Origin of the sequence: Roseateles puraquae (assembly GCF_002205845.1) — a bacterium.
Classification (GTDB): domain Bacteria; phylum Pseudomonadota; class Gammaproteobacteria; order Burkholderiales; family Burkholderiaceae_C; genus Pelomonas; species Pelomonas puraquae.
Genome location: NZ_NISI01000011.1, coordinates 83647 through 95352 on the forward strand (window position 1 = coordinate 83647; position 11706 = coordinate 95352).

Below are 11706 nucleotides of genomic sequence, written 5' to 3' on the forward strand. Positions count from 1 at the left end.
GTCATGCTTCGCCAGGCATGCAGCCACCCTCACGTTCACGTCGCGTGCGAGCGGCTTCAGCCCGCCGTGCCGACCTCGCGAGCGAACCAGCCCGCCACCGCCTCGCGCTCAGCCGGCGTGAAGTGCAGCCCCAGCTTGCTGCGCCGCCACAGCACATCGTCGGCCGTGCAGGCCCATTCCTGGTGGACCAGATACTGCAGCTCCGACTCGAACAGGCCCGGCGCGACTTGCTCGCCCGGTGCCGCCGTCAGCACCGTCTCGGCCAGGCTGCCGTAGGCACGGGCCAGGCGAGCAACCAGGGCGGGCGGCCGTGCCGCATGCCGGGCCTGCAGTGCGGCGCAGAAGCCAGCGAAGTCCACGCCGTGCGTACCCAGGTCGCCGCCGGGCAGGTGGGCGTGCTGCGTCCAGGGTCGGCGCGTGTCGCCCAGCAGCTGCCCAACCTGCGTGGCGCCGTCTTCGGCGAGCTTGCGGTAGGTGGTGAGCTTGCCGCCCCAGATGTTGAGCAGCGGCGCGCCGTCGGGCCGGGCGGTTTCGAGCAGGTAGTCGCGCGTCACGGCCGACGCGCTGCCGCCTTCGTCAAGCAGCGGGCGCACGCCGGCGTAGCTCCACAGCACGTCGGCGGGCTGCACCGGCTCTGCGAGATAACGGCTGGCCTGCTCGCACAGGTAAGCCGTCTCGGCGGCGCTGATCTCGGCGCGGTCGGGCGGCGACTGGTCATGGGGCAGCTCGACATCCGTGGTGCCGATCAGCGTGAAGCGACCCTCGTAGGGAATCGCGAACAGGATGCGGCCGTCGGGGTTCTGGAAGATGTAGGCATGGTCGTGCGCGAATCGCTGCGCCACCACGATGTGGCTACCCTTGACCAGCCGCAGCCCGCGCACCGGCAGGCCCTGGTCGCGCAGGAAGCGCTCGGCCCAGGGGCCCGCCGCATTGACGAGCGCCCGGCTGCGCAGCTGCCGCCCGTCCTGCAGCTGCAGGGCCCAGCCGTTGGGCGAGGGGCGCGCGGCGGTCACCGCACAGCGGGTCAGCACCTCGGCGCCGTGTGCCCGGGCGTCCATCGCGTTGAGCACCACGCAGCGGGCGTCGTCCACCCAGCCGTCGGAGTAGACGAAGCCGCGCGTGAACTCGGGCTTGAGTGCGTCACCGAAGGGCGTGCCCGCCAGGCGCAGGCCGTGGGAGCCTGGCAGCAGCTCGCGGCGGGCGAGGTGGTCGTACAGGAACAGGCCCAGGCGGATCATCCAGGCCGGCCGCAGGTGAGGCGCATGCGGCAGCACGAAGCGCAGCGGCCACATGATGTGCGGCGCGCTGCGCAGTAGCACCTCGCGCTCGCGCAAGGCCTTGGCCACCAGCGAGAACTCGTAGGTCTCCAGGTAGCGCAGGCCGCCGTGGATGAGCTTGGTGGAGCTCGACGAGGTGTGTAGCGCCAGGTCGTGCGCCTCGGCCAGCAGCACGCGCCAGCCGCGCCCGGCAAGGTCGCGCGCCACGCCTGTGCCATTGATGCCGCCCCCCACCACCACGACGTCAAAATCGTCCATGTCAACGACTCTAAGTGAAGCACCGCCATGGATGCATTGCTCGCGCTCGACCAGGGGACTTCGAGCTCACGCGCGCTGGTGTTCGACCGCACCGGCCGCCTGCTGGCCGTGGCCCAGCGCGAGCTGACGCAGCACTTCCCGCAGCCCGGCTGGGTGGAGCACGACGCCGAGCAGATCTGGGCCGACCAGCTCGCCTGCGCCCGCGAGGCGGTGGCGAAGGCCGGCGTGAAAGTGGCCGCCATCGGCATCACCAACCAGCGCGAGACCGTGGTGCTGTGGGACCGCCAGACCGGCCAGCCGCTGCACCGTGCCCTGGTCTGGCAGGACCGCCGCACCGCCGCCTTCTGTGACGACCTCAAGCGCCAGGGCCTGGAGCCCCGGGTGCAGGCGCTGACGGGGCTGGTCATCGACCCCTACTTCTCGGCCACCAAGCTGCGCTGGCTGCTGGACCACGTGCCCGGCGCACGTGAGCGCGCCGCACGCGGGGAGCTGGCCTTCGGCACCGTGGACAGCTGGCTGCTGTGGCAGCTGACCGGTGGCCGCGTGCATGCCACCGACGTCAGCAATGCGTCGCGCACCCTGCTGTTCGACATCCACCGAAGCGACTGGAGCGACGAGCTGCTGGCGGCCTTCGACATCCCACGGGCGCTGATGCCCGAGGTGCGGCCATCGGCGGGCGTCTTTGGCGAGGCCACCGAGTTCGGCGCCCCCATCGCCGGCATCGCGGGAGACCAGCAGGCGGCGCTGTTCGGCCAGGCGGCGCTCGCGCCCGGCCAGGCCAAGAACACCTACGGCACGGGCTGCTTCCTGCTGATGCATACCGGCGCGAAGCCGCATGCCTCCACCCAGGGGCTGCTGACCACCCGGGCTGCGCAGGTCGGGGCCGAGGCGCAATTCGCGCTGGAGGGCAGCGTCTTCGTGGGCGGCGCGGTGGTGCAGTGGCTGCGTGACGGCCTGCGCGCCATCGGCGGCAGCGGCGAGGTGCAGGCCCTGGCGGAGAGCGTGCCCGATGCCGGCGGGCTGATGTTCGTGCCGGCGTTTGCCGGCCTGGGCGCGCCCTACTGGCGGCCGGATGCGCGCGGCGCGCTGCTGGGCCTGACCCGCGGCACCACCCAGGCGCACATCGCGCGTGCGGCGTTGGAGAGCATCGCCTTTCAGAGTGCGGCCGTGCTGTCCGCGATGAATGCCGATGTCGGCCCGGCCGGGCGCCTGATGGAGCTGCGCGTGGACGGTGGCGCCTGTGCCAATGACCTGCTGATGCAGTTCCAGGCCGACCTGCTCGGCATCCCGGTGCTGCGGCCGCGCGTCATCGAGACCACCGCCTTGGGCGCCGCGTTGCTGGCCGGGCTCGGCACGGGACTGTTCGCCTCCACGCAGGCCATCGGGGCCCTGTGGCAGCTCGACCGCGCCTTCGAGCCGCGCATGTCACGTGACGAGGCGGGCGCGCGGCTGGCGGCCTGGGACCGTGCGGTGCGGCAGGTGCTGGCCGAGTAGGCGCTGCGGCGTCCGTTCTGCTGACACGCCCTGGCAGGCGGGGCGGTGCACCATGCGCGCCTTGAAACCCACCGGGAGCCCGCATGAAATTCGCCTACACCCTCGTCTACGTGACAGACGTGGCCGCCTCGCTGGCCTTCTTCGAGCGCGCTTTCGGCCTGCCGACCCGCTTCCTGCACGAGAGCGGCGCCTACGGTGAGGTAGACACCGGGGCCGGCGGCACGACGCTGGCCTTCGTCGACCACGCCACCGCCCGTGACAGCGTGGAGCACGACTACGTCGCGGCGGACGCGAGCCCCCAGCCGCTGGGCATGGAAATCGGCTTCACGGTGGCCGATGTGCCGGCCGCCTACGAACGGGCCGTGGCCGCCGGCGCGCGCCCGCTGGCGGCCCCCCTGACCAAGCCCTGGGGGCAGACCGTCGCTTATGTGCGTTGCCCGGACGGCACGCTGGTGGAGCTCTGCACGGCCATGGGCTGAGCACGCCCCTTGGCGGGGCGACTGCGCCCCGTCGCGGCGCGCGCGATGAACAGCTGGTCCTGGGCCAGGGAGGGCAGCGGGGCGCTGATGGCGCCCAGCGTGGCCAGTTCGGCGCCGCGGGTCGCGCGGGCCTGGAAGGAGGCGTAGATGGCCATGGTGGTGCTCGACGTCGTTGTCGTTGACCCATGTCTTTTGCAAGGGGCGTGCCTGAAGCGCATGGCCCACAATGAATCGTTATGCGACGTGCCGACCGACTTTTCCAGATCGTCCAGCTCATCCGCGGCCGGCGCCTCACCACGGCCGACTACCTGGCCCAGCGGCTGGAGGTGTCGATGCGCACCGTCTACCGCGACATCGCCGCGCTCGCCCAGCAGGGCGTGCCCATCGAGGGCGAGGCGGGCGTGGGCTACCGCATGCGGGCGGGCTTCGACCTGCCGCCGCTGATGTTCAGCAAGCAGGAAGCCCAGGCCCTGGTGGCCACGGTGCGCATCTCGGAATCGCGGCTGGACGCCGCACTCGCCCGCCAGGCCGAGAACGCGTTGTCCAAGATCCTCGCCGTGCTGCCGCTGGACGCGCGGGCCGCGGCCGAGAGCCTGGCCCTCTACGCACCCCTGCCGGCGCTGGACCCGGCCACCAGCGCCCACCTCACCGCCATGCGCGAGGCCACCGAGGCGCGGCGCAAGCTGCAGGTGGGCTATCTGGACCTCGGCGGCGTGCGCAGCGAGCGCGTGGTGCGGCCGCTGGCGTGCCTGTTCTGGGGCCCGGTCTGGACGCTGGCCGCCTGGTGCGAACTGCGCCAGGACTTCCGCAGCTTCCGCGTCGACCGCGTGGAGACGCTGCAGGTGCTGGACGAGACCTTCCGCGATGAACCCGGCAAGACCCTGGCCGACATGAACCGTCAGCGGGACGCTGAAGGGTGTTCATGAGCTAGGGCGAGTTGGGCCCCGGCCAGCCGAACCGCTGCGGTGCCGGCCTCAGGCCCGGCCCAGCACCCGGATCACCTCCGCCTCGGCCACGGGCTTGGCGATGAAGCCGTCCATGCCGGCGGCGAGAGCCGCCTGGCGTTCCTGGTCGAGCACGGCCGCGGTGAAGGCGTGGATGGGCAGGCGGGCGGTGGCCGGGTCGGCGCGCAGCAGCTGCGTGGCCTTCAGGCCGTCGACCTTGGGCATGTGCAGGTCCATCAGCACGCCGTCCAGCCGAGTCGCCTGGTCGCGTGCGAGGCGGATGGCGGCTTCGCCGTCTTCGGCTTCCACCACTTCGGCGCCCAGGCGCTGGAGCAGTGCCGTGATGATGAGGCGGTTGACCGGGTTGTCTTCGGCCACCAGCAGGCGCTGGCCCGCCAGCGGGTAGCGCGGCGGCGCCGGGATGCGCATGCGCGCGGCGGTGTCGTCCGCCGTCAGCGCGGTGGGCAGGGCGAGCTCGGCCCAGAAGCTGGAGCCGCTGTGGCCGTCGCTTTGCACGCCCACGCGGCCCTGCATGCGCGAGGCCAGTTCGCGGCAGATGGACAGGCCCAGCCCGGTGCCGCCGAAGCGCCGGGTAGTGGAGTCGTCCGCCTGGGCGAAGGGGCGGAAGAGGCGGTGCTGCAGCTCCGGCGGCACACCAATGCCGCTGTCCTGCACGACGATGCGCACCCGCCCCTCGCCCGCTGCCGAGAGCTTCAGCCGCACGTGGCCGCGTTCGGTGAACTTGAGCGCATTGACCAGGAAGTTGGCCATGATCTGCCGCACCCGCAGCGGGTCGCCGATGACCAGGCGCGGCAGCCCGGGTTCGAGCTCGATCTGCATGTCCAGCCCACGTTCGCGGCCAAGCGCTGCGCAGCCTTCGAAACTGGCCTGGGCCAGCGCGTGCAGGTCGAACTCGATCTTCTCCAGCTCCAGGTGACCCGCCTCGATCTTGGAGAGGTCGAGCACGTTGGACACGATCTCATTGAGCGATTCGGCCGCCGCCACGAGATGCGCGATGTACTGGGGTTGGCGTTCGTCAGGCCCGCCCTGCTGCAGCAGCCGCGCCAGGCCGAGCACGCCGTTGAGCGGCGTGCGGATCTCGTGGCTCATGGTCGCGAGGAAGGCGCTCTTGGCGTGGCTGGCACCTTCGGCCTGCTGCTTGGCGGCCTGCAGTTCGGCTTCCTGGCGGCGGCGTTCGGTCACGTCCTCGGCGACCCAGAGCGTGGGGTGGTCCGCTGTGGCTTCGTGGCGCCCGGGCAGCGAGCCCGGCAGGCCGCGGGCGTTGAACTGCACGGTGATGCGCCGGCCGTCGGGTCGCAGGAACTCGCGCTCGAAGGCCAGCGCGGACTGGGCGATCTCCTGCGCCGCGGGCAGCTCGGGCTGGCCGTCGGCCAGCTGCGGCTCGATGCCGCCGAAGATGTCCTGCCAATGGCGGTTCACCCGCCCGAAGCGGCCGTCACGCGTCAGCGCGATGCCCACGCTGGCGTGCTCCAGGATGGCCTCGGTCTCGATGCGGTCGCGCTCGTGTTCGGTGATGTCACGGGCGATCAGCATCATGGCCGGCTCGCCCTCCCAGTCCAGTGAGGCGGCCGACAGCAGCAGGTCGCGCCATTCGCCGCTGACGACGATGGCGGAACGGAAGTCCCGCACCAGGCCCGAACCTGCCAGCGCCTCGGCCAGACGCTGCGGCTCACGGGCATCGGGCCAGATGCCCAGCTCCACCCCCGAGCGGCCCATCAGCGCCTCGCGCGGCTGGCCCACCAGCGCGCAAAAGCCCGAGTTGGCGAAGCGGATGCGGCCGGTGCTGGCCTGGGCCACGCAGATGGCGTCGGGGTTGGCGCGCAGCACGCGGTCCAGCATGGCGGCGGTGCGTTGGTGCTGCTGCAGTGCGAGCCGCTCGCCCGTGATGTTGTGGCTGACCCCACGCCAGCCGATGTGGTGGCCGGCGGCATCGAAGACTGGCTCGCCCGACCCCAGGATCCATAGCAGCCGGCCGTCCGGGGCGCGAAAGCCATTGATGCGGTCGCGGTAGGGGCGCTTGGCGCGGACGTCCTCCAGCAGGGCCTGGAATTCGGCGTCCCTCACCAGCGTGGCGCCCCCGGGTTCGCCCAGGCGCAGGAAGTCCTCGCGCTTGTGGCCCGACAGGGTCTCGAACTCCTCCGACAAATGGGTGATGCGAAACCGCGCGTCCGCTTCCCACGCCCAGTTGTTGGCGGCCTGCACCAGCCGGGCCAGCCGGGCCTCCTCGCCGATGGCGCGGCGCAGGGCTGCGCCCAGGATGCGGTTGAGCAGCAGGGCCGAGGCCAGGCCGCCCACGGTCAGCAGCAGGTGGGCGCTGACGCGACCTTCGAGCGTCGGCTGCATCACGCCGCCGCGCCCCGGGATGATGCCCTGCGTCTCCAGCACCGCCAGCAGGAAGATGGCCAGCACATGCAGCAGCGCCAGCGCGCAGGCGGCCGCATTGCCGGCCACGCCGCCGGCCACCGCCACCAGCAGCGGCCCGGCGGCCAGCGAGAAGGTGTGCACGCCCAGGCCCGCCTGCGCCGCATTGCCCACCAGCACCAGCAGCGTGCCGGCCAGCACGACCGTCATGGCCGAGCGCGTGTGGTCATGGCGGCGCAGTAGCGCGGCGATGCCCCCCAGGGCCAGCAGCATCGCGCCGATGTTGACGCGCTGGCTCTGCCAGGGCGCAATGCCCGCCAGGCCCGCCATCACGCAGCCCACCACGAAGGCGATCAGGCCGACGCAGCTGACGATCCAGACCAGCGTGCTGGCGGCCTTGTCCTGCAGGGCCTGCGGACTGCCGGGCGTGTCAATCCGCGGTGAAGCCATTGCGCGCGTGGGTTCCGTCACAGAAGGGTTTGGTCTGGCTGCCACCGCAGCGGCACAGCCGGGCCTGCGACACGCGGCAGACCATGCGGCCCGTGCCGCTCAGCACCTCGACGATGCCGCGCAGCTGCAGCGGCCCGTTGGGCTCGGGTTCGATGGCGATCGGGCCTGAGCGGCGGGCCGGCATGTCGGTGGGCAGGCCCAGCAGGCCGGTCTCCGGTTCGCCGGTGGCGGCGAAGTGGATGTCGTGATGGCTGCCGTCGCAAAAGGGCTTGTTCTTGCTGGCGCCGCAGCGGCACAGCGTGGCGCGCGTGCCCAGGGGCTCGCCACGCAGGCTCAGCTCGCCGCGCAGCGCGTAAGGCCCGCTCTCGCGCACCGACAGCAGGTTGACCGGCGGCGGCGCCTCGTCAGCCTCGCCATCCTTGCGGCGGTACTGGATGGCGCCCGAGGGGCAGGCATGGGCGATGTCCACCAGGCGCTCCACCGGCATCGCGTCGGGGTGGATCCACGGGCCCTGCACATTGGCCAGGAAGACCTGCGGCGCGCCGGTCACGCAAAAGCGCGCATGGATGCAGCGCTTGGCCTCGAAACGCAGCTCGAGCTTTTCGCCCTGCACGACCTCGATGCCGTCGACCGTCTCGGTCGGCGGGGCGGCGACCGCGGGTGCTGCCGCCGCCGGGGCGACGGCCGGCGCCGGGGCGTTGAACGGCGTGTTCAGGTCCAGCCCGCGCTCGGCGCGTTCCTGCAGGGCTTTCAGAAGCCGTGCGGCCTGGCCGGTGCGTTCGGCGCCCTGGTCGTCGTGCAGCGCGGCGGCGCTGCGCGCGAGCTCGGCCAGGCGCTCGATCACGAAGCGCCGCGCGGCAGGCCCCGGCGGCATGGCGGCGGTGTCGCGCAGCGCCGTGAAGCTCACGCCCGCGTGGCAGCCGGGGTGGCTGTCACCCGCGGGCAGGCGGGCGGCATGCTCGGCCAGCGGCGTGAAGGCCCGCATCAGGCTGACCGCGAGATCCACGTGCAGGCTCTTTTCGGCGCTGGGGCCGGGCATCAGGTAGCTCTGGGCCAGGAGGCGCAGCATCAAGCCATAGCTGGCGTTGGCCACGTCCACGGTCTCGGCGGCGGCCGGGTTCTCCAGCCACACGCGGCCCTCGGGGCGCGGCGGGCGGCGCAGCACCGGGTTGGTGGCGGCCGGCCACGCGGGATCGAAGCCGGGGTTGGCCGCACGCAGCGCGGCCAGCTCGGTGCGGATGGCGGCGAAGCGCTGGTAGTGGGACTGCTCGCTGTCACTGGGCGCGCCTTCTCCCTGGCGCACGATGGCATCGAAGGCGGCCAAGGCCGTCTTGCTGCACAACACATGCCGCGCGCCGCCGAGGGTCAGCTCCTCGGGCCCGAGCTGCAGCCAGCGGTCACCGCAGAAGGCGGCGTCTTCGCCATGCTCTGCCACGAAGGCGCGCAGGTCGGCGCTCAGCGTGGCGTAGAAGTGGCCGACGGTGTCGTAGTCGCGCGCCATCGGCGTGAGGCGCTTGGCGTCGGTGCCGCGGGTGAACAACCGCTCCGCCGCGAAGCCGTCGCCGTCGGCCTCGTCGCTTTGCTCGGGGCGCTCCAGGTAGATGAAGTGCTGCAGCGTGGCGTCGTTGAAGGGCGCGAGCTTCACGACCACGCGGGCCGGCAGGTAGCCGGGGTCGAGCGGGAAGTTGCCGCGGCCCAGACGCGGCGCGCCACCGAGGGCGGCCGTGATGTTCCACACCGCGACCAGGTGGCCCATCTCTTCGACGGCGACCGCGATGATCTCGCGCCGCCAGCGGGCCACGGCGATGGCTTCGCCGGCCGACAGCCCTTCGGCTTCACCCTGCTTCAGGCTGAAGGCTGCGTAGAGGTAGGTACACATCAGGTTGTGCTCCAGCTCGGCGGCCTCGTAGAGGTTGTGCAGCAGCTGTTCGCGACTCGGCGAGGCGGGGGCAGTCGTCATGGGAGCGCGTCCTGGTGCGGGCCCTGGGGCCGGTTGCGCGCGACATTAGCACGCAGCCGGGGCAGGCCACCCCGGGGTTGTCAGGCAGTGCGAAGGCGCGGCAGCCAGGCCAGCGGGTCGAAACGCGCGGCGGGAGCTTCCACCCAGCGGTGGAAGGGCACGGCCAGGCAGTTGGCCAGCAGCCAGGTGCCCAGCAGCATCACGGCGCCCACCTCTGGCGTGGCACCGGGCAGCTGGGCGAGCAGCGCATTGGTGAGCAGCAGCACCGGGAAGTGCAGCAGGAAGAGGGCATACGACGGCGTGGCCGCGCGGGCCAGCGCGTGGGCTGCAGCCGCAGGCACCACCGGCCGGCCTTCGGCGTGGCGCTGCTGGGCCCAGGCCAGCCACAGCGCCGTCACCAGGGCCAGCGCGAGGCGGTCGCGCCAGGCCACGGCCAGCGCGGCCGCCATGGCGACGGTCAGCAACACCAGACCGGCGCGACGGTGGCGCCACAAGCCCAGCCAGTGCACCAGCGCGCCCAGGCCATAGGAGACGAAAAAGTAGGGCGCGTAGGCATCCAGCGCTGACTGGCGGTTGAAGACGAAGGCCGAGGCCAGCACCATGCCGGCCACCAGGACCGGCCCCACCACGAGGCGGCTCGGGTGATGCCAGCCGCGCCGCGCCAGCCACAGCAGCCCCGCCAGCAGCGCGAACAGCTGCAGGTCGATGGCCACGTACCAGGCGCCCACGGTGAGCGCCTCATAGCCGAGCACGTCGTGCAGCAGCAAGGCATGGGCGAACAGCTGGCCGAGCGTGATGTCGGTCGGCACCAGCTCAGGCCAGGACGACGCGATCAGGCTGCACGCGCCCAGCGTCAGCGTCAGGGCGGCGAGGAAGGGCAGCACCAGCCGCAGGTAGCGCCGCCACAGCAGCTCGGGCAGGCCGGCTTGCAGGGCCTGGCCGCGCGGCGACAGGCCACGCGCACTCAGGTAGCCGCCCACCACCAGGAAGACCTGCACCGCCATGCGCCCGTACTGGTGCAGCGCGCCGGACAGCGCCGGCAGCAGCTCGTGAGCCGCCCTTGCGATCGGGCCGTAGCTGACGAGGTGGTGCAGCACGATGACCTGGGCAGCCAGGGCTTTCAGGGCATCGATGTGGGGCAGGCGACGGGAAAGGGACGACGACATGGGCCAGTCTCGGGGCCGGAGCTCGGGGCAACAGGGGGGCGGAAAGAACGCTTGAAAGACAACGGGCCCGCTCGCGCAGGCCCGTGGTGTCAGACATGTGAAATTCTACTGACCGGAACTCATGGAAAACCCCACCGTTTCAGGTGGTCACGATCTCGCGCCAGCCCTTTGCAAGACTTTGCAAGCCTGGCGACACCCTCGACACGGGTTCAGCCCGCCAGACGCCGCAGCCAGGCCAGCAGACGGGCGAACAAGCCGGGCGATGGCAATGGCGATGGCCCCGGTGCTGCGGTGGCGGGTTCGGTGGGGGCCGGATCAGCCGCCGCCGGGTGGCGCTGCAGCAGCGCCGTGCGAAAGCGCGCGAAGAAGTCCTCCGCCAACTTCTGGGCCGCGGCGTCCACGAGCCGCGAGCCGATCTGGGCCAGCTTGCCGCCCACGCTGGCCGTCACGGTGTAGGCGAGCTGGGTCTCGCGCGGGGCCAGGGCCTGCAGCGTGACCTCGGCACTGCCCTTGCCGTGGCCGGCGGCTCCGCCCGAGCCTTCGAAGCTGAGCCGGTAGCTCTGCGGCGGGTTCAGGTCGGACAGCTGCAGTTTGCCTTTGAACTTCGCCTTGACCGGGCCGACGGACACGGCCATCAGCACCTCGAAGCTGTGCTCGCCCGTCGCGGTGATCGCCTCGCAGCCCGGCACGGCGGCCTGCAGCATGGCGGTGTCGTTCAGGGCCGCCCAGGCCTCGGCCTGGGTGACGGGCAGGACTTGCTGGCCGGTGAGGTTCATGCGGCGATTCTGACTGCCGCCCGCCGCAAAAGCCAAGGCCCGCGCGGCATGGCCGGCGGGCCTTGGGCAGGGGCCGGGGGGCGACTTACTTGCCGGTGACCGTCAGCTGGTTGTCGACCGACTTCACGCCGTCCACCGCCTTGGCGATCAACTCGGCGCGGTCCTTCTCGGCCTGCGTCGCGACCTTGCCCGTCAGCTGCACCCAGCCGTCGGCGTCCGTGTCGACGTGGACCTTGGCCAGCGAGCTGACCTTGCTGGCGGCGAGCTGGGCCTTGATCTTGGTCGTCACGACCGAGTCTTTCACCCACACCTTGGCGGTGCCGGCGGGCTTGGTGTCCTGGGCCTGGCTGGCCAGCGGGGCGGCGAGGGCGCCGATGACGGCGAGGGCGGCGAGCTTGGAGAGCTTCATGGGAGGTCCTTTCAGTGCGGGGACGCGCCGGATGCGCGTCGCTGAGTCCGAAATCTAATGACGCTGTCCGTTGACCCGCACCGGCCGGCACGCCACGGGCCTGTAGGACGA

The 11706-nt window shown here is 71.9% G+C and carries 10 protein-coding genes; 3 read left to right on the forward strand and 7 right to left on the reverse strand.

What is annotated here, in order from left to right; all coding sequences use genetic code 11:
- Window positions 1-56: 56 nt before the first annotated feature.
- A complete protein-coding gene (gene glpD / locus CDO81_RS21905; RefSeq protein WP_088485374.1) occupies window positions 57-1535 on the reverse strand; it encodes a glycerol-3-phosphate dehydrogenase in 1479 nt (492 codons plus the stop codon).
- Between the two features lie 27 nt (window positions 1536-1562).
- On the opposite strand from glpD, the gene glpK reads away from it, so the two are divergent.
- Together glpK and CDO81_RS21915 are read left to right on the forward strand one after the other, a co-directional pair.
- Complete coding sequence (gene glpK, locus CDO81_RS21910; protein WP_088485375.1) at window positions 1563-3029, forward strand: glycerol kinase GlpK; 1467 nt, start codon at window positions 1563-1565, stop codon at window positions 3027-3029.
- Between the two features lie 83 nt (window positions 3030-3112).
- Complete coding sequence (locus CDO81_RS21915) at window positions 3113-3508, forward strand: VOC family protein (protein WP_088485376.1); 396 nt, start codon at window positions 3113-3115, stop codon at window positions 3506-3508.
- Here the strand turns inward: CDO81_RS21915 and CDO81_RS21920 are convergent.
- Entirely contained in the window at window positions 3454-3663 is a 210-nt protein-coding gene (locus CDO81_RS21920; protein ID WP_088485377.1) for a hypothetical protein, read from the reverse strand. The two genes, CDO81_RS21915 and CDO81_RS21920, sit on opposite strands and share 55 nt — an antisense overlap.
- A gap of 81 nt (window positions 3664-3744) precedes the next feature.
- On the opposite strand from CDO81_RS21920, the gene CDO81_RS21925 reads away from it, so the two are divergent.
- Entirely contained in the window at window positions 3745-4434 is a 690-nt protein-coding gene (locus CDO81_RS21925; protein ID WP_088485378.1) for a helix-turn-helix transcriptional regulator, read from the forward strand.
- A 48-nt stretch (window positions 4435-4482) separates the two neighbouring features.
- Here CDO81_RS21925 and CDO81_RS21930 read toward each other — a convergent pair whose 3' ends face one another.
- The 5 genes from CDO81_RS21930 to CDO81_RS21950 all read right to left on the reverse strand — a co-directional run bounded on the left by CDO81_RS21930 (window position 4483) and on the right by CDO81_RS21950 (window position 11595).
- A complete protein-coding gene (locus CDO81_RS21930; protein ID WP_088485379.1) occupies window positions 4483-7284 on the reverse strand; it encodes a PAS domain-containing hybrid sensor histidine kinase/response regulator in 2802 nt (933 codons plus the stop codon).
- The gene (locus CDO81_RS21935) at window positions 7265-9244 is read right to left on the reverse strand and encodes a ferritin-like domain-containing protein (protein WP_088485380.1); all 1980 of its coding nucleotides are present in this window, start codon (window positions 9242-9244) and stop codon (window positions 7265-7267) included. Before CDO81_RS21935 ends, CDO81_RS21930 begins: the two co-directional genes overlap by 20 nt.
- 80 nt (window positions 9245-9324) lie before the next feature.
- On the reverse strand, window positions 9325-10410 hold the full coding sequence (locus CDO81_RS21940; protein ID WP_088485381.1) for an acyltransferase family protein: 1086 nt from the start codon (window positions 10408-10410) through the stop codon (window positions 9325-9327).
- A 209-nt stretch (window positions 10411-10619) separates the two neighbouring features.
- Window positions 10620-11186 (reverse strand): SRPBCC family protein, encoded by a 567-nt coding sequence (locus CDO81_RS21945; protein WP_088485382.1) that lies wholly within the window; start codon window positions 11184-11186, stop codon window positions 10620-10622.
- Window positions 11187-11271: 85 nt separating this feature from the next.
- Complete coding sequence (locus CDO81_RS21950; RefSeq protein WP_088485383.1) at window positions 11272-11595, reverse strand: BON domain-containing protein; 324 nt, start codon at window positions 11593-11595, stop codon at window positions 11272-11274.
- Window positions 11596-11706 lie beyond the last annotated feature (111 nt).